This window comes from Brucella tritici, from assembly GCF_008932285.1.
Lineage (GTDB): Bacteria > Pseudomonadota > Alphaproteobacteria > Rhizobiales > Rhizobiaceae > Brucella > Brucella tritici.
The window spans coordinates 738235-759701 of record NZ_WBVY01000002.1 but is presented as its reverse complement, the minus strand read 5'-3'; the positions used below and the strand labels follow the sequence as shown (position 1 = coordinate 759701).

Below are 21467 nucleotides of genomic sequence, written 5' to 3'. Positions count from 1 at the left end.
CCTCCCGCATCTTGCGGGAGGGTTTCATTTTCTGGAGATGTTAACTGGCAACAACCTCCGGCAACGGCCTGTCCACGATCATCGCATGATCGAGCACACGTTGCAGATTGGCGGCGTGACGGAAACTCGGTTCCAGTTCCGCACCATCGGCCACAGCACGCGCAAAGCGCTGATAATTGGTCTCCACCGTACCCGCATCGATATCCCGCCAGACCGGAGCTTCAATGTCCTCGCCGATCGAACCGCGCAGGCTTGAGCCAGTGGGTGTGTGCAGGATTTCGAGCGCGCCCTTGTCACCATGGATACGCAGCCGCAGCTCGTTCAGGTGACCTGTCGCCCAGCGGCTGGCATGAATGACACCCAGCGCGCCATTGGCATATTCCGCCATCATGACGAAGCTGTCATTCGCATCGAGCACATATTCACCAATATGGTTGTTCTCGGCCTTCTCGAAAGTCTTGAGGCGAGCCGAGGCACGTTCCACATCGCTGCCAATGGCATAGCTGGCGAAGTCGAGAATATGAATGCCGACATCGCCCAGAACCCCGTTCGAACCGTGCCGGGTCGAAAGGCGCCAGAGCCATTTGCTCTCAGTCTTCCAGTCCCCCCATGTCTTCGAGACCAACCAGCTTTGCAGATAGGACGCCTCGAAGTGGCGCACCTGACCGATCTCTCCCGCCATCACCATTTCACGCGCCTTTTGCAGAGGCGCGACATTGCGATAGGTCAGGTTGACCATGTTGATGACGTTGGCCTGCTCGGCTGCATCCGCCATTTCAGCGGCTTTTTCATAGCTTTCTGCAAGTGGCTTCTCGCAAAAGACATGCTTGCCCGCGCCGACCAGCGCAAGAGTGGTCGGATGGTGGATGGCATCCGGCGTCACATTGGCAACCGCATCGAAGCGGCCCCATTCCAGTGCGTCCTCAAGCCGCGTGAAGCGGTTGTGGATGTCGTGATTTTCGGAGAAGGCATCGACACGCTCCGCCGAAACGTCACATGCGGCAACCACCTCGACGCCCTCGATGGCCTTGAAGGCTTCGGCATGGTTCTTCGCCATGCCGCCTGTTCCCAGAATAAGAAGACGCATCATGCACCTCAACGATAACCGGCTTCGCCTGGCTTGTGCAGTTTGGGTCCGCGCTCGACAATAAGCTCCGGCGCCTTGTCGACCGGAACATTCGGCGCGGTGTGGATGTCTGTCCATGCCGGTTGCGGATTGTAGGCCCATTTGACCGAGTTGCGCAGAACCGTCTGCACATTCGCATCATGATAGGTTGGGTAGGTTTCATGACCGGGGCGGAAATAGAACACATTGCCCGCACCGCGCCGCCAGGTCATGCCGGAGCGGAACACTTCGCCACCCGCGAACCACGAAATGAATACGGTTTCCAGCGGCTCCGGCACGGAGAACTGTTCGCCGTACATTTCCTCATTCTCAAGCACGAAATTCTCGTCCAGCCCCTGCGTGATCGGATGACCGCGATTGACCACCCAGAGCCGCTCGCGCTCACCCGCCTCACGCCATTTGAGCGCGCAGGGCGTACCCATCAGGCGCTTGAAGATCTTCGAGAAATGTCCGGAATGGAGCACGATCAGTCCCATACCTTCAAAAACGCGCTTCGCAACGCGTTCCACAACCTCGTCACTGACGCCACCATGATCCTTGTGGCCCCACCAAACGAGCACGTCGGTCTTGGCGAGACGCTCTTCAGTCAAGCCATGCTCCGGTTCCTGCAAGGTGGCGGTCGTCGCCTCGATTGCGCTATCCTCGTTCAGCGCCCGGGCGATAGTGTTGTGCATGCCGTCCGGATAAACCGAACGCACGGTTTCATTGATCTGCTCGTGAATGTTTTCACCCCAGACGACAGTACGAATAGGCACGAGTATTCTCCTTGCTACGGGCAATCACGGCCCATTTGTCTCATGTATCATCAAGCTTGGGAGGCAAGCGTCAGACGGCGCGGCCCTTTTCATCGAAACGATGAACATTTTTCCCCATCGGGGAAACCGAGAGTGTCTCTCCTGACCTGCGCGCTGCCACGCCGCTTTCGCGGACCACCAGCGGCTCCTCCAGGCCGAGATCGATATAGACATAGGTATCGGAACCGAGGATTTCGGTGTGGATCACCTGACCGGTCCAATGGCCTTCTTCGGAAACGATGGCGAGGTGTTCGGGACGCAAACCCACCGTATGCGCGCCAAAAGGCTCACCATGTTTGCCGGTCAGGAAGTTCATCTTCGGTGATCCTATGAACCCGGCGACGAAAAGCGAATTTGGCTTTTCGTAAAGCTCAAGCGGCGTGCCGATCTGCTCCACGCGTCCGTCGCGCAGCACACAGATGCGGTCGGCCAGCGTCATCGCCTCCACCTGATCGTGCGTTACATAGATCATGGTGGTGTCTTCCATGCTCTGGTGGAGCCTGGCGATCTCAAGCCTTGTAGCCACACGTAGTGCTGCATCGAGGTTGGACAAGGGTTCGTCGAAAAGGAACACTTTCGGATCGCGCACGATGGCGCGGCCAATCGCGACGCGCTGTCGCTGGCCGCCGGAAAGCTGTCGCGGCAGGCGCTCAAGATAGGGCGTCAGCTGCAGCATTTCTGCGGCTTTATGAATGCGGCTCTTGCATTCTTCCTTGCTCTTGCCCGCAAGCTGCATGCCGAAGGCCATGTTCTCATAGACTGTCATATGCGGATAAAGTGCATAGGACTGGAAGACCATCGCGATGCCGCGCTTCGACGGTGCGAAGCTGTTGACCACCTTGCCATCAATAGAGAGGCTGCCTGACGAGATTTCCTCCAAGCCTGCAATGAGGCGTAGTAGCGTGGACTTTCCGCAACCGGATGGGCCAACGAAAACCATGAACTCACCTGGTCGGATATCCATATCCACGCCCTTGATGACCTCGAAGTTACCGAAAGATTTGCGCACATCGCGCAACTGAAGTTCTGCCATGGTTGTACCTAACCCTTTACGCCGCCTGCCGTCAGACCGGACACGATCCGCCGCTGGAAGATAAGCACGAGGATGACGAGAGGAACCGTCACGATGACGGAAGCCGCCATGATGTTGCCCCAGGGGATTTCAAACTGACTGCTGCCGGATAGAAGCGCGATAGCCACAGGCACGGTGCGCTGGCTGCCCGAAGAGGTGAAGGTGAGCGCAAACAGGAATTCGTTCCATGCCGAGATGAAAGCAAGTAATCCGGTCGTCACCAGCGCCGGCCACATCAGCGGCATGAAAACCCGCGTGATGATGACCCATGGCGAGGCGCCATCCACAATGGCCGCTTCCTCGATCTCGACCGGCAGGTCACGCATGAAGGTGGTGAGAACCCAAACCGTGAAAGGTAGCGTGAAGATCATATAGGAGAAGATCAGCGCCAGCGGTGTGTTGAAGATACCGAGAAAACGGATCAGCTCGAACAGCCCCGCCAAAACGGCGATCTGCGGAAACATGGACACTGAAAGAATGGTGAGCAGTAACAGTCCGCGACCACGAAAATTCACACGCGCCAGCGCATAGGCCGCTGTCACCGCCAGCAACAGCGATATCGCCACCACAATCGATGCAACCAACAGCGAATTGCCGAGACTGCGCAGGAAGCTGCCCTGTGTCAGTACACCTGCATAGTTCTCGAGCGAGAAACTGCTTGGCCAGTAATCGACCTGAAAAAGCGCCGTCCCGGATTTGAGGCTGGTAATGATCGCATAATAGAACGGGAACACCGCGATCAAAATGATCAGCGCCACCAGCAGGTAGAAGCCGAGGGTTTTCACATAATGCATCATACTATTCCCCCCTGCTGCCGACATTGACGCGCCCGAAGAACATGTAGAGCACGGTGATGGCCGCAATGATGAGGAACAGCATCGTGGATGCCGCCGCACCATAGGCGAACTTGTCGAAATCGAAGAGATTTTCGCGGGCGAAAACCGACATGGTCTTGGTCTGCGCATTATTCGGCGTCAGCACATAGATCAGGTCGAAGATGCGCAACGCATCCAGCATGCGGAAGATGATCGCCACCATCAGCGCCGGACGGATTAACGGCAGCGTCACCCGCCAGAACACCTTGACCGGATGCACGCCATCGATCTTCGCCGCCTCGTAAATGTCGGATGGCACCATTTGCAGACCGGCCAGAATAAGCAGCGCCATGAAAGGCGTCGTTTTCCAGACATCGACGATCAGGATCGCAATCATCGCTGTGTCGGGATTGGCCGTCCAGGCGATCTTCTGGCTGATGAGGCCGAGATTGAGCAGGATATGATTGAGGATGCCGAACTGGTCATTGAGCATCCAGCCCCACATCTTGGCCGAAACAATCGTCGGGATTGCCCATGGGATCAGGATTACGGCGCGCACGAGCCCACGCCCCCGGAAATTCGCGTTCAGCACCAGAGCGACGATCAATCCGAAAATCGTTTCGAGGCTGACCGACAGAATAGTGAACCGGATCGTGTTCCAGACCGCACCCCACCAGGCGGGATCGGCCAGAAGACCACGGTAGACGGTGCGCCCGCTCTTGAGCGTCACCCACGACAAATAGTTGTTGAAGCCGACGAATTCAGCGGTGCCCAGGCTCGTCAGCGATGCATTGGTGAAACTGAAATAGATGGTCCGCAGCAGCGGCCAGCCAGCCACCAGCGCCAGCACGATCAGCGTGGGTGCGAGAAACACCCACGCCGACCGGATACGCTGCGCGCGCAGATCGGAGTGAAGCCTTTTCCGCAGGCTCCTCGGCGCATCAAGGGAAGTCTCCGTCATGATCCTGCTCCGGGTCATCGGATGAGAAGGGCGTTCGGGTTGCCCGATGGGGGCTTGGGAGGACAACCCGAACGCGGCTTGATCGGTCCCTACCAGCCGGAGCCTTCCAGCTCAGTCAGCTCGACCTCAAGCATTTCGAGATTCTCCGCAGCCGTACCGTTGCCCGAGAGCGTCTTGTGCACGGCAGTCCAGAACTTCGACGAGACTTCGTTATATTTCACCTTCGTCGCAGCCGATGGGCGCGGCACGGCATTCTGGAAGATAGGTTTCCAATTGGCCATGAAAGGCTGCGCTGCAATGACATCCTTGTCATCATAAAGCGTTTGAATGGTTGGCAGACGCGAAATCTCGACGGCCTGCACCTTTTGCACTTCCGGCGATGCGAGATATTTGACCAGCGCGATGGCCGCATCCTGCTTGGTGGAATATTTTGAAACGGCAAGGTTCCAGCCGCCGAGCGTTGAGGATGGCGCATCGCCCTCGGCACCGGCAGGCAGTGGCGCGACGTCGAACTTGCCTTTCACGCCGCTATCGGCACTGTTGCCAAGCGCATAAGCATAGGGCCAGTTACGCATGAAAACGGCATTGCCAGTCTGCCAGACGCCGCGCGATTCCTCTTCCTGATAAGCAAGCGCGCCCTGTGGCGAAATCGAACCGATCCAGCCCTTGGCGCGATCGATCACCGCTGCTGCCTTTTCATTGTTGATGGAGATCGTACCGTCGGCTTCAACGATCTGGCCGCCTCCGGACGACTTCACCCATTCAAGCGCATTGCAGGTCAGGCCCTCATAGGCATTGCCCTGAAACACAAAGCCCCAGAGATCGGACTTTCCCTCGGCCCGCTCCTTGTCCATGATTTCCTTGGCAGTCGCCGTCATCTCATCCCAGGTCTTGGGAACCTGTTTGTTGTATTTTTCGAGGAGATCCTTGCGATAGAAAAGTGCCGGAGCATCGGTATAGAAGGGCAGCGCAACCAGCTTTCCGTTCACGGTCTGTGACGCGATAATGGATGGGAAATGCGCGCCCGTGACATCCTTGGTGGCTTCCGTCAAATCGACGAACTGATCGGATAGCTGCGGCGCCCAGACCACGTCCGTCTGGTAGACGTCGATATCCGCGTTACCTGCCGCGAGCCATAGACGATACTGGCTGAACTGCTCGCTGCTCGATGGCGGCATCGAGACGATATTGACCTTGTTGCCGGTATCCTTCTCGAACTTGACGATCTGCTCCTGCAGAAACTTGATGTTATTGCCCGTTGAATTGGCCGCAATGGAAATCTCCACCGCATGGGCGCTTACCGTCGCCAAGCCAAATGCCGCGCAAGCCGCGAGTATACCTTGGAATGCCTTCATAGTTCCCTCCTCCCATCCATTCTGTAAGCGGTTTGATAAAATCGAAAACGGTTTGGATGAAGAAAAGGTCGCAGAGGACCGCATTTCTGTCAAGCAGCAGATTTTTCACTCTATTCCATCCGACATCTCATCACCCAATATACATCGCAAATTCAATATATTATCATTCATAATCTGTATTTCTTAGCGCTTAAGGGGCATGCTTTCTCAAACGTGCCAAAATGAAAATTGAAACAAACTTGAAATCGGTTTGGATTTCGTGCACCCTATATGTTGCAGCAGTTAAAGAACTCAACCGACCAATTGTTAATCGCAAGGAAGCGGCTATAATCCGCTGCCTTGCCTGCCTGAATAATTCGAAAGCCAAATGAAGCTCCGTGAATTCGCCAAACATCTCGGCCTCTCAGCCACGACCGTCAGCCGGGCGTTGAGCGGCTATCCCGAAGTGGCGGAAAGCACGCGGAAGCGGGTCATGGACGAGGCTGTACGTCTCGGCTACCGGCCTAACGTCAACGCGGTCAGACTGGTTACCGGGCGTGCTGGTGCAATCGGCGTGGTGATGGGCCGCAACAGCGAGTTTCACTTCGCCGAGTTCATGCGCGGCATGGCAGAACGGCTCAGTCAGGATGAAGTCGATATTCTCGTCAGCCCGATTGCAAACAACGGCACCGACGACGAAGTGCAGCTTTGCCGACGTCTGGCCACCAGCCATCGCGTCGATGCCATCATCGTGACGTCTCCAAAGCCCAATGATGAGCGCATCCGCATGCTGCACGAACTGGGCATGCCATTCCTCGTGCACGGACGGTCTGAAACCGATATTCCGCATGCATGGCTCGACATCGACAATGAAGGCGCGGTTTACCGTTCGACTGCCCATCTGCTTGACCTCGGCCACCGTCGCATTGCGATGATAAACGGTCGCTACGGCTTCACCTTCTCGCTTCACCGCGACGAAGGCTACCGGAAGGCGCTCGAAAGCAAAGGCATTGCCTTTGATCCGGAACTTGTCGAGCACGGCGATTTCACGGATGAAATCGGTTACCGTCTTGCGCGCAAACTTCTGGAGCGTAATCCGCGCCCGACAGCGTTTGTTGCCGGTTCCATGATGACTGCGCTTGGCATATACCGGGCCGCACGCTCTTTCGGCCTGACTATCGGCAAGGATATATCCGTCATCGCCCATGATGATGTGATCTCGTTCCTGAGCGCTGACAATATGGTGCCATCCCTGACTGCAACCCGGTCGTCGATGCGAGCAGCGGGAAAACGCTGCGCCGATCTCCTGATGGATATACTCGACGGGCGCGCACCAAACGATATTCATGAATTATGGCCCGTCGAACTGATCCTGAGGGAGTCCGCGACCCGCGTGCCCGAATGGGCTTAGGAATATCCAAAATTTAACGCGATTTGTCAGATTCACGCCACTGGTGTAGATTTGTCGTGCAACGCGGAATTGGTTCAGCACGCAGAAATGCGCCCCCGAAACCAAACCGCGTTGCATGCGGTTTATATCGGAGTAAAAATTGCGCAGTGAACAATCTATTCTTCAAATTTCCATAGCGGTTACTATTCTTGTTGCTGGTTTCGGCGTCGTTTTCGGCCTGTTATCCGGCTCATTTTCTATCGTATTCGATGGCGTTTACATGCTGGCTGATGCTGCGATGAGTGGGCTCGCGCTCCTCGTCTCGCGACTCATCGCCCTTTCTGCCTTACCGGAACAGCCACGCGGAAAATTGCGCGATCGCTTCACAATGGGCTTCTGGCATCTCGAACCGATGGTACTTGGCCTCAATGGCATGATGCTTACCGGCGTTGCGATCTACGCGCTCATCAACGCAGTCGGCAGCCTGATGGATGGTGGACGCGATCTCGAATTCAGCTACGCGATTTTCTATGCCGTCATTGCCCTGATTGCGTGTCTCGGCATGGCATTCCTTGAAATGCGTGCAAACCGAACCTTGAAATCAGATTTCGTCGCACTTGATGCCAAGGCCTGGATCATGTCCGGCGGCATAACTGCGGCACTTCTGATCGCCTTTTCGGTCGGCTATGCCATTGAAGGAACAGAACTCGGCTGGCTGACGCCTTATATCGATCCGGCAGTGCTGGCAGTCGTTTGTCTTGTCATCATTCCCATGCCCATCGGCACGATCAAGCAGGCTCTGGCCGATATATTCCTGGTCACGCCCTTTGATCTCAAGCAGCATGTCGATGCGGTTGCTGGAGAGTTCGTCAAGCGCAACGGCTTTCTGTCCTACCGCGCTTATGTCGCCAAGGTCGGTCGCGGCAAGCAGATCGAACTCTATTTCATCGTTCCGCCCGACCTTCCGCCACGAAAGCTCGAGGAATGGGATGCGTTGCGCGACGAAATCGGTGATGCACTCGGCGGCGAAGGACCGGATCGGTGGCTGACCATCGCCTTTACCACGGATGTGGAGTGGGCCGTCTGACCTGAAGGGTTTGTTACTCGTTCGTCAGCGACAACTGTCGGCGCAGCCGCATCGTGCGGCTGTCGCCTGGCTGACGGGGCAGCCGGTTGAAAGCATTCAGGTAATTGGTCTTGGTGCGCATGATGTGCGCCTCCAGTATTTCCCGTAATTCTTTCGGCTTGTCGGCATCGGCCAGCTCGATGATCGCGGCATGGTCGGCGAAGGACCGCGCAGGCTCGCCCTCTGCACCGATGGCAAGATGCGTCCGCAACGCCGCAACGCGCCCAAGAATACTGTCATAGGCACGGGCGAGATAACGGTTGCCGCAGACACGGAAGAAAGCCAGATGGAACTCGGTGTCGCAACGCCCATAGGCGCGCAGATCGTCTTCATCTATCGCTGCACGCATGAGGTCGTACTGCTTTTTCAATTGAGAGACGAGCTTCTTGCGATTGCCGATCAGCGCCAGCCGCATGGCCTGATCCTCCAGCCCGACGCGAAAATCACATAGTTCGGCTATATCTTCCTGCGTTGGCGTGAAAACATAGGTGCCGGACTTTGGAACGATGTGAACCAGTTCCTGCATCTGCAGGATGTTGAGCGCCTCGCGTACCGGCGTGCGACTGACATCGAAGGCCGCAGCGAGCATGTCCTCGGAGAGGTTCTCTCCGAATTGAAACTCAGCATCGACAATCGCACCGCGAATACGTTCGGCGATGCTGCTTGCCAGCGACTTCTTGCTCTTGCCTCGAATCTCTCTCATGTCCGAATCTTACAGACGCCTTATTGCGACGTATAGAGCGGTTGAAACCGCATTCAAATTGCACTCGTCAACGATGACGGGCCCAGCCGAAGACCGGGCCCGTCATTCTGATTAGTCCCGTTTGGCCTTGAGGCTCATGCAGAGGAAGAAGCCAAGGATCGGGAAGATGGACAGGGCCAACAGCGACAACGAGAAGCTGTCAGTGGTGGATTTGACCCATCCGACCAGATAAGGTCCGGTAAAACCGCCAAGCTGCGCGAAGCCGTTGATGGCCGCAAGTCCGCCAGCGGCAGCAGCGCCGGACAGGAACTGCGTCGGCAGCGTCCAGAACACGCCGAGATAGGACCACAGGAAAAACGCGCAGATCGACAGGAGCACGAGGCTCAGGATCGGCGACGGAGACAGCGCGCTGGCAGCAAGGAAGATACCACCGAACAGGCCGGCAATCGCCGTGTGAATCTTGCGCTCGCCGGTACGATCCGAACTGCGTGAAATCACGACAAGTCCGATCGCGGCAAACACGAACGGAATGGCCGAAATCAGTCCAGTCTGTGCCGCAGTGTAGTCGCCAAGGCTCTTTACGATCTGCGGCAGCCACATGATGACGCCGTAAACAGCGATACCGTTGAACATATAGACCAGCGTCAGAAGCCAGACGCGGTAATCGCTGAACACTTCTTTCAGCGAATGACGGGTATCGGCCTGTTTGCCCTGATTTTCCTTGGCAAGTTCGGCCATCAGCCATGCGCGTTCGTCCGCTGTCAGCCAGCGCTTGTCCTTTTCCGGGCTGTCAACCAGATAGAAGAAGGTCACGACGCCGAGGAGCACCGCGGGAATTCCTTCGAGAATGAACATCGCCTGCCAGCCGTGCAGACCGAAAAGCCCCTCGCCCGCATCCATCAACCAGCCGGAGAATGGTGCGCCCACAACGATGGAAAGCACGGTTGCCGTCATGAACAGGGCCGTTGCGCGGCCACGTTCCTTGGCTGGGAACCAATAGGTGAGATAAAGCAGAACGCCCGGCGCAAAACCGGCTTCTGCGACACCCAGCAGAAAGCGCAGGATGTAGAACGAAACCGGGCCCTGCACGAAAGCCATGGCGCAGGACACAAGCCCCCACGTGACCATGATGCGCGCAATCCAGACGCGCGAGCCGAGCTTGTGCAGCATCATGTTGCTCGGCACTTCGAACAGCATGTAGCCAATGAAGAAAATGCCCGCACCAACACCGAACATATAAGGCGTGAGACCGATATCATTGTTCATGTGAAGCGCGGCATAGCCGATATTCACACGGTCGAGATAGTTAACGATGAAGCAGATAAAGCAGAACAGAACGATCCGCAGATTGAGCTTGCGAATGGTGCTGTCGCGCAGGTCGGGCGTTGCGCCGACCGCACTCAGAGTGGAATTGACCACGATGTCCTCCCAGGTCTCCGCTCACTTTCCAGTATGAGCGGCATGCAATAATCGTTGCGGGAGCTGGCACGTGATGATGCGCTCTCCCGTTCAGAGCTTTATCTGCGGAAACGGAGCTGGGGGCATTCCGGCATGTTTCCAGCAGACAGGCAATCCCGATCACGGACAGGCCATTGGCACAGATCCGGCCGTTATCGTCTCACTCCCATTGCAATGATTAGCGTGCAAACAGCAACTTTACAAGTAGCATACAAAATCTTGTACCCTAGATTGACAGGCGAGCCGGTCCATGGCTTTTAAAGCCACCGTTGCCGAAAGGTTGAGTCTGCGGATTCTCTTCGGCGACCCGTGGGCGCAAAGCGACGCCTTTCTTCGAGGAGGAAGATTTAATGACGACGAATCCAACAGCCTTTCCGGCCGATTTTTTTGCGGACCGAGTGGTACTCGTTACTGGCGGCGCATCAGGCATCGGCAAGGCCGTTGCCGAAAAGCTCATCGCGCTCAAGGCCAGGGTCGTGCTTTGGGATGTGAACGGCGCTCGCCTGCAGGAAATGGCGGACAAACATGGCGAGCAGGTTCTGACGGCCATTGTGGATGTCTCCGACAAGGCTGCGGTTGATCGCGCGGCGCACGATATCACCACGAAATGGGGTGGCATCGACCACCTGGTCAACAATGCGGGCATTATCGGCCAGCGCATGACCGTGAAGGAATTCGATGCGGATGAGCTGGACCGCGTGCTGGCCGTCAATCTGAAAAGCGTATTCTACGTTTCCAGCGCTTTCCTCAACAATCAGGGCAAGAAATCGAATAAATCGGTTGTGGGCCTGTCCTCCATCGCCGGTCGTACTGGCGGCATGGTCGGCAATATCGCTTATGCGACGACCAAGGGTGCAATCGCTTCCTACACCTACGCGCTTGCCAAGGAGCTGGCACCGGAAATCCGCGTCAATGCACTGGCGCCCGGCGTGATCGACACGGAAATCCAGAAGGATGTTTTTGCCGATCCTGCCAATATCGCAAAAATGGCTGACCTCATTCCATTGAAGCGGCTTGGAACTGCCGATGAAGTTGCAGACGCAGCCATCTGGCTGCTGTCGCCGGGAGCGGCCTATATTACAGGCGTCGTGCTTGACGTTTCGGGCGGGCGATAAGGAGACAATGATGACGCAGGCAAAGCCCCTGAAAAACCTCATCGAAACCGGTCGCATCATTCAGGCACCGGGTGCACCCGATCCGCTGACCGCCCGTCTTGTACAGCAGGCAGGGTTTCCGGCCATCTACATGACCGGGTTCGGTGCGACGGCAAGCCGCCTCGGCACGCCCGATCTGGGTCTCCTCACGCAGACCGAAATGACAACCCATGCGCGGGATATGACCCGCGTGGTGGATATTCCGGTCATCGCCGATGCCGATACTGGTTACGGCGGGCCGGCCAATATCGTGCGCACAGTGGAGGAATATATCCAGTCCGGCGTCGCGGCCATTCATCTGGAAGACCAGATGGCACCGAAACGCTGCGGCCAGCTTACCGGTATCCGGCTGATCTCCGCAGAAGAAAATGTGCGACGTCTCAAATGCGCGATTGCGGCGCGCGCCGACAAGGACTTGCTCATGATCGCCCGCACCGACGCCATGCCTGCTGCCGGAGCGGAAGAAGCGATCCGTCGCGCGAAAATGTATCAGGATACGGGTGTCGATCTTGTCTTTGTCGATGGCATCAAGACCATCGCGGAAGTCGAAGCCGTCGCCCGCCACGTCGAAGGACCGAAGGTCGTCAGCATTGTCGACGGCAACGAAACCGTGGCTCTGACGGCTACCGACCTCGAACAGATGGGCTTCAACGTCGTATTCTATGCACTTTCAACGCTGTTCTCAGCGGTCAAGGCAGTGAGCGACACGCTGTCAGTTCTCAAGCGCGACGGTACGCCGAAGGCCCGCTCCGGCGATATGATCACCTATCAGCAATATTGCGACATCGTTGACCTGAAGAAATTTCAGGATATCGATGAGGAATATGGGTGGTCATAATCGGGTCAGTTGAGGCAGGCGGCGACGCCTGCCTTTTCAGGCACTAAGCTTTCTCGCCTGAATGCGCGGCGATGCTCTTTCGACCGTGATTTCATAATGGTCGCCTTGCGTTACCTCAGCGATACGGCTTGGACGAAACGCAACTGCATTGATGCCGCCTTCGTGGCGCAAACTGTCGAACAGAATTCCGAACTCGCCGCCCTTGCGCATTTCTTCGCCGAACTTCTGTGAAGCGGCGTAATCTGTCGGATCATAGACGGCAGGTAATGTTGCCTGCTCGCCGCATATATCGACGAAATCCTCTGCCAGCTTCGCCGCATAGACCCGAAATGTACGGGCCAGACCGTCCTGCTGCGTCGCAACGGTTTCGCGACGCATGTGGTGCGCAACCTCGACGACGGACGTGGTCAGCCGCGCCGCCGCATACCAGGCGCCAAGTTCAGGACCGTTGAAGCGCATGCCGCCCGGCGCTACATGCAGAAACGTCGCCATGACGATACTGGAATTGGGCCTGCCGAACACCCATTCCTCGTGTGGAAGGCGCTGCAATCGTTCACTCAGAAGACGATCGTTCGTCCAGCCTGCCAGTTCCATCACCGCTTCCAGATCGGCAGCGGTGGCAACCGTGTCAAAAAGGCCAATCGGCGGGAAACGCGACGGGATCAGACGATAGCTTGGTTGTGGAGCAGGACTGCGCCTCACGAGAACACCACGTCTTCATCCCGATAAGGCCGGAACGCGCGATCCAGTTCGTTCGGCTCTATGTAAAGGCCGCCACGCGCCGCATCCAGAAACCGGCGAACCGTCAGCAAGCCATCCTGCAAGCCGCTTGCTATCAGGCTCAACGGCGGATGACCGCCGAAGACACCGGACTGATTGGGCGTATGCAGCCAGTGGATACCAGCTTTCTCATCTGGATAAAGCACGCCCAGCGCCTGATGAATGCCCAGCACTGCGGACAAGCGCATCAACACGTCCACATCCAGCGTGATTTCGCGATGCTCTCGCACCGCCTTCACCCAGTTGTAATAGGTCGATCTTGAAGGCAGTCCCAGCACCATAAGCCGCTGCTGCTCGTCCAGCCCCCAGAGATCGGCAATGGCAAGAAAGGTGCGCAGGCCCGGTCCGCTCAACCGCTTGCGCGAATGCGGAGAAAAGCGGCCCGCATCGAGAATATCCGGTCCCTTATCTATCATTGACTTCAACACCGCATTGCTTCTGGCCATGATTGCCTCCGATCGTCCAGATCAGAATATAGTCCAATTTTGGACTATTGCAACCTGATGGTGTTTCAACCGGTAAGACACGCTTTATTCGGCGGCGATAAGAGGGGTTTCGGCAGCCACATCCGGCATTGTATCGAAGTGAACCGGACGCAGCGAAACATAGCCGTTGCGGATATCCAGCACATGCGAATAGACGCTCTGGCCGTTTTCGAGCTGCGGCAGCTTGTCCTCATGCATGATGCTGATGACGATGGCTTGCGGGCAGCGTGTCTTCAGCGCCTCATGGAAACGCATCTTGGAAGCCGGATCGAGGGCACCGGTTGCCTCGTCGAGGAAGATAATCGACGGCTTGTGCAGGAGAATGCGCGCCAGCACGATCTTCTGCTTCTGGCCGCCGGAAAGAACCATATCCCAAGGCGTGCTATCGGCATCGGCGTCATTCATACGCTCGATGAATTCACCCAATCCCGCCTCGTGCAGCACAGCAGCAACAGCAAGATCGCTGAACAGGCTCTCATCGGCGGGCAGGCTGACAAGCTGCTTCAATGAGACGGAGGGGAACTTGGCCTCCTGGGTCGCATAAAACGAGGTGGCATTCTGCGGATAAATGATATCGCCGGTACCATATGGCCACAGGCCGTTCAGCGCCTTTACGAAGGAAGTTTTGCCCGAACCGGATTCACCGCGCATATAGACCCAGTCGCCTGAACGAATATTGATCACGCCAGAGCGCAGGAACGGTGCTTCGCTATCCGGTCCCTGCATGAGGGTGAGATTGCGTACCGACAGGCCGAAACGCGGATGCTGTTCAGCAAAAGCGAAGCGATTGATACCGGAGCGGCTGTAGAAATCGGTGGGGTCCTGAACATTCTCGATAGCCTGCGCGAGGCCGATCACGCGGCCCGCATTGGCGCGCAGATTGGCAATCGCCGGCATCACCTGAATGAACCACGAGCAATCGTTGATCATTGCTGCGACGAGTTCCGCGCCCGTTACATAGTTCCGGAAACTGACGGAACCGCTCATATAGGGCAGAAGGCCCGGAATATAGGCAACGATACGGTTCGACAGAAAGCCATAGGCTTGCGAGAAGGCGAGATAGGCAGCATCGAAACGATTGAGCCGGTTCCAGGTGCCATCGACATCCTTGTAGAGACGGTCATTGACCGACCGTTGGACGGCCTCGCCGCCGGATGCCGAAATCTGGAAACTGCGACGCAGCAGCGTCGTCCACTCACCACGATAGGAACCTTCGGCCTTCTGGATGCCGAGATTGAGGCGCTCCAGACGCTTACCGATCTTGATCGCGACCAGCGTTCCGAGCGGGACGTAGATCACGATCGCAGCAAAGGCCAGAACGGCGCTGCCATAACTGCCGAGGAAATCCAGCCCCTCCACGTGGGTGGACATTTCGATCAGCTTCTGGCCGATGAAGAAAGCAGACAGGAACACACCGACAATGCCCATGACGAGGCCGATGGCCCCGCCCGTCATGCCCTTGATCGATTCCTGCAGACGCTGATCGATATTGTCGGGCTGATCCTTGCCCCTGCCCTGTTGCAGATGGAAATGCGTATGTTTGCCGTTCAAAAGCGCAGTGGAGAACTGGTCGTTCAGCCATTTGCGCCATTTACGGTGCAGCGTGGTGGACAGGAAATGGCGGGAACCGACCAGCATTACGTCCTTTGCCAGCATCAGCAGAACAAGAATGCCTGCATTGGCGGCAATGGTCATGAGGGGATGCTGAACAGGCGCAGTGTTGACGTTAACAATAGAGTTCATGAGCAGGCCAGATGCCTCGGCCACCCATACGGTGGTCTTGCTCACGAAGGCCGTCATCAGGAAGATGGCGATGGTGAGAGCCCAGGCTTCCCGCCAGCGGTCAGAAACCCAATAGGCGCGCATCAGCCCCCAGAACGACGTCATGTCAGCCACGGCAGACCTCCCCCTTGCCTGCAAGGATTGCTGTCTGGTCTGCCGGTTTTTGCTCAATCCACACCTCGTTCTGACAACTGGATGATAACGCTTTGTAACATATTGCAACAAACTGTGGTTAACGGAGTGTTAATAGTCAACACAAAAGCGGAGCACTAACCCGTGAACATAGGAGTGCGCATCAGCAACAAGCTGAAATCGTTAAGCTATCGGAAACCTAATTATTTTGGATGAAGCACGTGTTTTGCACCGGAAATTCGACGTTTCCGAGCATCATCGCCGATGATTCGAGCAAATCAGCCCTACTAGGCTGCAAGATAGGTCTGCAGACGGGGCACCACAAAATCAAGGAAAACACGGACCCGCTGCGGCAGTCGCGCGCCGCCAAGAAATACGGCGTGTACTTCCTCTATATCGTTTTCGACCGCCTCGGCCAGAACCTCTACCAATGCGCCAGACGCGAGGTCGTTCCGCGCGTGATAATCGCCGATCCGAGCGAGCCCCAGTCCCGCGACTGCCATGCGCCGGACCGTCTCCCCATTATTGGCCAATAGCGAACCATAGACCGCGCGATCCACGATGCGACCGCTTTCCTTCAACGGCCAGACGGGTGCGGCACGGCGGAAATTGAAACCGATGCAATTGTGGTCGGCAAGGTCGTCTATGGTCAACGGCGTACCGCAGCGTTCCAGATAGGCAGGGGCCGCCACGATCTTGCGCCGGGCCGTTCCGAGCTTGCGCGCCATCATGCTGGAATTGGGCAAGGTGCCGATGCGGAAAGCCACGTCGGTGCGATCGAGATAAAGGTCGACCAGCTCATCCGACAGGGACAGGTCGATCACGATATTCGGATAGGCCGACAGAAATTCTGGCAACAAAGGCTCCAGCGCCAGCGTGCCCAATGCCACCGATGCATTGACGCGGACCGTACCGCCCGTGCTCGCAGAGCCCTGCGAAAGCTCGCGTTCGACTTCCTCGAAATCGCGCAGCAGCCCCTGACTACGCTCATAATAAATCTGCCCCTCGGTCGTCAGCGACAGGCGGCGGGACGAGCGTTCCAAAAGCCGCACGCCGAGCCTTGCTTCGATACGGGATATGAGCTTGCTGATGGTCGAAGGATTCATGCGCAAAAGACGGGCTGCTTCGGAGAAACTGCCTGTTTCCACCACCCGCAAAAAGACCTGCATTTCGCCAACGCGATTATCCATCGCCCGCTCCATCTGTGAAACTGTTTCACAGATAATGTGGATTCCGAGCGGATTTTCAAGCCCACGCGATTATCCTATTTCTGCTTCACGAAATCAAACCTGACCGAAAATTGCTTGGTACACGATCAATAAGATGACGGCCCGAAGCATGAGCCTCCCAAGCTCGCGCTCCCCGCGAAACGCCGAAGGCCAATCGACAGGAGATAATATGAAAATCGTGAACGCACATGGCGCGGCCATACCCGCGCTCGGCTTCGGCGTTTTCCGCATGACGGACGCGGAAGTGGAAAACGTCATTCCGGCGGCGCTGGAAGCTGGCTTCCGCCATTTCGACACGGCGCAGATCTACCAGAACGAGGCCGCTCTCGGGCGTGCACTGGAAAAGGCAGGCGCGCGACGCGAAGACCTGTTCCTCACCACGAAAGTCTGGGTCGATAATTATAGCCCCGAAAAATTCAGCACATCCGTCGACGAAAGCCTCGACAAGCTCAAGGTGGATCAGGTCGACCTCCTGCTTCTGCACTGGCCTGCCGACAAGGTGGCTATTGCCGACCAGATAGACATGCTGAACACGGTGCAAGCGGCAGGCAAGACGCGCTTCATCGGCGTGAGCAATCAGAATGTCGCGCAGATGAAAGAGTCCGTCCTTCGCAGTGCCGCGCCCATCGTCACCAACCAGATCGAAGTTCATCCCTATCTCGACCAGAATGCCGTAGCAGAGGCCGCAAAGACAGCAGGCCTTGCCATCACCGCCTATTACGGCATGGCTGATGGCGCAGTGCCGCGCGACCCCATCTTGCAGGCCATTGGCGCCCGATACGGCAAGACTGCCGCTCAGGTCGGTCTGCGCTGGCTGATAGAACGCGGCTTCATCGCCCTTTCCAAGACGGCCAAGCCTGAACGTGTCGCTGAAAATTTCGACATATTCGACTTTGAGCTCAGTGCAGAAGACATGACGGCGATTTCCAAACTCGCTCGCCCCGATGGACGACTGGTCAGCCCTGAAGGTCTGGCTCCAGTCTGGGACAAATAACGGAGACTATGATGAGTACGATGACGTCTCACGACAGCGCGACGAAGGTGGCCGGTTTCAACTGGCCGCTTCTGGCGCTTGCAATCGGTGCCTTCGGTATTGGCACCACTGAATTTGCACCTATGGGTCTGCTGCCGGTCATTGCCGACGGGGTTGACGTTTCCATCCCGACCGCCGGCCTTCTGGTCAGCGCCTATGCCATCGGCGTGATGGTTGGCGCACCGATCATGACGCTTGCCTTCGGGCGGTTCGGCAAACGCACGGCACTGATGCTGCTGATGGGTATTTTCACGCTTGGCAATATCCTTTCGGCTCTCGCACCGGATTATTGGACGCTGCTTGCAGCGCGCCTGGTAACGAGCCTCAATCACGGTGCATTTTTCGGGCTTGGCTCCATTGTTGCAGCCAGCGTTGTACCGCCTGAAAAGCGGGCAAGCGCCGTTGCCACCATGTTCATGGGTCTGACAATTGCCAATATCGGCGGCGTCCCGGCTGCGACCTGGATCGGCCAGCAGATCGGCTGGCGGATGTCATTTGCCGGTACTGCTGTTCTGGGTCTGCTCGCCATCACCGCGCTCTGGCTTTCACTGCCGCGCGGCGAGGCAGGCAAGATGCCCGACATCCGTCGTGAGCTTGGCGTTTTGATGCGGCCGACCGTGCTGATGTCGCTCGCAACGACCGTCATGGGCGCGGGCGCCATGTTCACGCTCTACACCTATGTAGCACCTGTACTGGCCGACCTTACCAGCGCTTCGGAAGGTTTCGTGACGCTGGCGCTCATTCTTATCGGCGTGGGCTTCACGATTGGCAACGCACTCGGCGGACGCCTCGCAGACTGGTCGCTCAATGGTGCTACGCGGATATTTCTTGCAGCACTTGCCATCATCAGTCTGGTACTGCCGTTCCTGCTGGGAAGTCATACCGGTGCGGCAATCGGCCTGCTCGCCTGGGGTGCGGCGGCTTTCGCCATCGTTCCTCCGGTTCAAACCCGCGTGATGCAGGCTGCGTCGGAAGCACCGGGGCTGGCATCGTCGATCAATATCGGCGCGTTCAACCTCGGCAATGCAGTGGGCGCGGCCCTTGGCGGCGGCGTCATCAGCGCAGGCTATGGTTATGCAGCCATTCCGGTCGCAGGCGGCCTTCTGGCAGCGGCAGGACTGTTGTTCACACTGTCTCGCCGCCCGAAAACAGCGCTGGCTCCATCAGCCTGCTAATCCAACGTTCTCCTGAAGCGCAGAAGCGCCAGCGACGCAAACAGGAACACGAAGAATATGAGGGCGTTCACTTCTCCGGCAATGTCGGAAAGGTGGGCGCCCTTAAGCATGACGGCACGGACGATCCGCAGAAAATGCGTCAGCGGAAAAATCTCGCCCAGCGCCTGCGCCCAATTGGGCATACCCCGAAACGGGAACATGAAACCGGACAACATCAGCGATGGCAGGAAGAAGAAGAAGGTAAGCTGCATGGCCTGCATCTGCGTGCGCGAAGCTGTCGAGATCGTGTAGCCGAGCAGGACCAGCGACAGGACGAAGATCAGAACGCAGGTCAGCAGAAGCGCCAGCGATCCCACAAAAGGCACACCGAACAGAAGCTTGGCCGCGACCAGCACGACCACGACCTGCACGCCGCCGACGACCAGAAATGGCAGAACCTTGCCCAGCATGATTTCGGCGGGCATGGCTGGCATTGCAAGCAGGTTTTCCATCGTGCCGCGTTCGGTCTCGCGGGTCAGCGCCATGGCTGTCATCATTACCATGGTCATTTGCAGGATGACGCCCAACAGACCGGGAACGATATTATACTGCGACACGCCTTCCGGATTATAACGCCGATGCACAATGACCTGTAGCTGGCTTCGCGCGGCATCTGCAGCCTCAGCCTGCTTGCCCTGTTCACGCAGAAGCGCCTGACTTGCGACGGTTCCAAGCGTGGAAATGGCACCGCTTGCCACCGATGGATCGGTCGCATCCGCCTCGATCAGAATCTGCGGCTGTTCGCCTGCATCGACACGTCTTGCAAAGTCCGACGGGATCGTCACCACGAAGGAAACCGTGCCATTGGCAATCAGCGCCTCGGCTTCCGCCGCACTTTGCACGACATGGTCGAAACGATAATAGCCTGTGGCTTCCAGAGCGGAAATCATGGCGCGCGTATAATGATCCTGGCTGGTCACGACCAGCGCGCTCGGCAGGCTTTTCGGATCATTGTTGATGGCAAAGCCAAAGAGCAGCAGTTGCATCAGCGGCACGACCAGCATCATGGCGAAGGTAATGCGGTCACGCCGCATCTGGATGAATTCCTTCACCAGCATTGCGCCAAGACGCTCGAACGAGAACCAGCCATTCATTATTTGCCGCTCCCGGAATTTCTGCCCTTCGACATATTATCCTGGGCATTGGCCATGAACTGGATGAACACATCCTCTAGGCTGGTTTCACCAGCCTCGACGGTAACGCCCTCCCGGTGCCTGATCTTTTCCAGAGCTGCCTCAAGCTTCACCCTGTCGGACCCCACGACGTGCAGTGTCGCACCGAATGGCGCGACCTGCTCGACACCCGGTTCACCTTCCAGTTCGCGCGCCACTTCGCCAAGCCTCGGACCGTTGACGATGAAGGTCGTTAGCCCTGCCTTATCGATAACGTCCCGGACGGTGCCCGTGGCCAGAAGCTTGCCGTAGGAAATATAGCTGATGCGGTGGCAGCGTTCGGCTTCATCCATGTAATGGGTCGAAACAAGCACAGTCAGCCCGCCATCGGCGAGGCGATGTATCTCGTCCCAGAAGTCGCGCCGCGCCTTCGGATCGACCCCGGCGGTCGGCTCGTCCAGCAGCAGAAGCTTTGGCTTGTGCATGATACAGGCTGCCAGTGCCAACCGCTGCTTCCAGCCGCCGGAAAGCGTGCCCGCCAGTTGGTCTCCGCGTGATGTCAGGCCCAGTTCCTCAAGTGTCCGTGCCACATGCTCCTTCACCGGCTTCAACCGATAGAGACGCGCAACGAACTCAAGGTTCTCGGCAATGGTCAGGTCTTCATAGAATGAAAAACGCTGCGTCATGTAACCGACTTCGCGCTTGATCTTCAGCCCTTCGGTACGAAGATCGAAACCCAGCACCTTCCCTTCGCCCTCGTCGGGCGTCAGCAGCCCGCACATCATGCGGATCGTGGTCGTCTTGCCCGAACCGTTCGGCCCCAGAAAGCCGACAATCTCGCCCTCGGCCACCGACATGCTCACATGATCGACGACCGTAGCGTCACCGAACCGCTTGACGAGACCTTTGACATCGATAGCGTTCGCCAT

General features: G+C 57.3%; 20 protein-coding genes. 6 read left to right on the top strand and 14 right to left on the bottom strand.

Going from position 1 to position 21467, the window contains the following annotated elements; genetic code table 11:
• Positions 1-40: 40 nt before the first annotated feature.
• The 6 genes from F9K94_RS08875 to F9K94_RS08850 all read right to left on the bottom strand — a co-directional run bounded on the left by F9K94_RS08875 (position 41) and on the right by F9K94_RS08850 (position 6123).
• A complete protein-coding gene (locus F9K94_RS08875) occupies positions 41-1087 on the bottom strand; it encodes a Gfo/Idh/MocA family protein (RefSeq protein ID WP_151555186.1) in 1047 nt (348 codons plus the stop codon).
• Positions 1088-1095: 8 nt separating this feature from the next.
• Positions 1096-1881, bottom strand: coding sequence for a ThuA domain-containing protein (locus F9K94_RS08870; RefSeq protein WP_192799478.1), 786 nt, complete (start codon positions 1879-1881; stop codon positions 1096-1098).
• Between the two features lie 70 nt (positions 1882-1951).
• Complete coding sequence (locus F9K94_RS08865) at positions 1952-2953, bottom strand: ABC transporter ATP-binding protein (protein ID WP_151645017.1); 1002 nt, start codon at positions 2951-2953, stop codon at positions 1952-1954.
• An 8-nt stretch (positions 2954-2961) separates the two neighbouring features.
• A complete protein-coding gene (locus F9K94_RS08860) occupies positions 2962-3789 on the bottom strand; it encodes a carbohydrate ABC transporter permease (protein WP_151645015.1) in 828 nt (275 codons plus the stop codon).
• A gap of 1 nt (position 3790) precedes the next feature.
• On the bottom strand, positions 3791-4768 hold the full coding sequence (locus F9K94_RS08855; RefSeq protein ID WP_151645013.1) for a carbohydrate ABC transporter permease: 978 nt from the start codon (positions 4766-4768) through the stop codon (positions 3791-3793).
• Between the two features lie 89 nt (positions 4769-4857).
• The gene (locus F9K94_RS08850; RefSeq protein ID WP_151645011.1) at positions 4858-6123 is read right to left on the bottom strand and encodes an ABC transporter substrate-binding protein; all 1266 of its coding nucleotides are present in this window, start codon (positions 6121-6123) and stop codon (positions 4858-4860) included.
• Between the two features lie 367 nt (positions 6124-6490).
• Here F9K94_RS08850 and F9K94_RS08845 point away from each other — a divergent pair, with 367 nt between their 5' ends.
• Positions 6491-7513, top strand: coding sequence for a substrate-binding domain-containing protein (locus F9K94_RS08845; RefSeq protein WP_061346676.1), 1023 nt, complete (start codon positions 6491-6493; stop codon positions 7511-7513).
• A 139-nt stretch (positions 7514-7652) separates the two neighbouring features.
• On the top strand, positions 7653-8579 hold the full coding sequence (locus F9K94_RS08840) for a cation diffusion facilitator family transporter (RefSeq protein ID WP_151645009.1): 927 nt from the start codon (positions 7653-7655) through the stop codon (positions 8577-8579).
• A gap of 13 nt (positions 8580-8592) precedes the next feature.
• On the opposite strand, the gene F9K94_RS08835 is transcribed toward F9K94_RS08840, so the two are convergent.
• Positions 8593-9321, bottom strand: coding sequence for a GntR family transcriptional regulator (locus F9K94_RS08835; protein WP_151645007.1), 729 nt, complete (start codon positions 9319-9321; stop codon positions 8593-8595).
• A gap of 111 nt (positions 9322-9432) precedes the next feature.
• Positions 9433-10740 (bottom strand): MFS transporter, encoded by a 1308-nt coding sequence (locus tag F9K94_RS08830; RefSeq protein WP_151645005.1) that lies wholly within the window; start codon positions 10738-10740, stop codon positions 9433-9435.
• A 389-nt stretch (positions 10741-11129) separates the two neighbouring features.
• Here F9K94_RS08830 and F9K94_RS08825 point away from each other — a divergent pair, with 389 nt between their 5' ends.
• Positions 11130-11894: an SDR family NAD(P)-dependent oxidoreductase gene (locus F9K94_RS08825; RefSeq protein WP_061346680.1), complete on the top strand. Its 765-nt coding sequence runs from the start codon at positions 11130-11132 to the stop codon at positions 11892-11894.
• A 10-nt stretch (positions 11895-11904) separates the two neighbouring features.
• A complete protein-coding gene (locus F9K94_RS08820) occupies positions 11905-12771 on the top strand; it encodes an isocitrate lyase/PEP mutase family protein (protein WP_151645003.1) in 867 nt (288 codons plus the stop codon).
• Between the two features lie 36 nt (positions 12772-12807).
• Here F9K94_RS08820 and F9K94_RS08815 read toward each other — a convergent pair whose 3' ends face one another.
• From F9K94_RS08815 to F9K94_RS08800, 4 genes are all read right to left on the bottom strand, one after another.
• Positions 12808-13473, bottom strand: coding sequence for an RES family NAD+ phosphorylase (locus F9K94_RS08815; protein WP_151645001.1), 666 nt, complete (start codon positions 13471-13473; stop codon positions 12808-12810).
• The gene (locus F9K94_RS08810; protein ID WP_151644999.1) at positions 13470-13997 is read right to left on the bottom strand and encodes an MbcA/ParS/Xre antitoxin family protein; all 528 of its coding nucleotides are present in this window, start codon (positions 13995-13997) and stop codon (positions 13470-13472) included. The genes F9K94_RS08815 and F9K94_RS08810 overlap by 4 nt, the downstream gene beginning before the upstream one ends.
• Positions 13998-14081: 84 nt before the next feature.
• Complete coding sequence (locus tag F9K94_RS08805) at positions 14082-15932, bottom strand: ABC transporter ATP-binding protein/permease (protein WP_192799477.1); 1851 nt, start codon at positions 15930-15932, stop codon at positions 14082-14084.
• Positions 15933-16237: 305 nt separating this feature from the next.
• Complete coding sequence (locus F9K94_RS08800) at positions 16238-17140, bottom strand: LysR family transcriptional regulator (protein ID WP_061346684.1); 903 nt, start codon at positions 17138-17140, stop codon at positions 16238-16240.
• A 208-nt stretch (positions 17141-17348) separates the two neighbouring features.
• Here F9K94_RS08800 and F9K94_RS08795 point away from each other — a divergent pair, with 208 nt between their 5' ends.
• The gene (locus F9K94_RS08795) at positions 17349-18173 is read left to right on the top strand and encodes an aldo/keto reductase (RefSeq protein WP_151644995.1); all 825 of its coding nucleotides are present in this window, start codon (positions 17349-17351) and stop codon (positions 18171-18173) included.
• Between the two features lie 11 nt (positions 18174-18184).
• Positions 18185-19387, top strand: coding sequence for an MFS transporter (locus F9K94_RS08790; protein WP_151644993.1), 1203 nt, complete (start codon positions 18185-18187; stop codon positions 19385-19387).
• Here the strand turns inward: F9K94_RS08790 and F9K94_RS08785 are convergent.
• Both F9K94_RS08785 and F9K94_RS08780 read right to left on the bottom strand, forming a co-directional pair.
• Positions 19384-20520: an ABC transporter permease gene (locus F9K94_RS08785; RefSeq protein ID WP_151644991.1), complete on the bottom strand. Its 1137-nt coding sequence runs from the start codon at positions 20518-20520 to the stop codon at positions 19384-19386. The two genes, F9K94_RS08790 and F9K94_RS08785, sit on opposite strands and share 4 nt — an antisense overlap.
• Positions 20520-21467, bottom strand: a complete 948-nt coding sequence (locus tag F9K94_RS08780) for an ABC transporter ATP-binding protein (protein ID WP_151644989.1) — start codon at positions 21465-21467, stop codon at positions 20520-20522. Before F9K94_RS08780 ends, F9K94_RS08785 begins: the two co-directional genes overlap by 1 nt.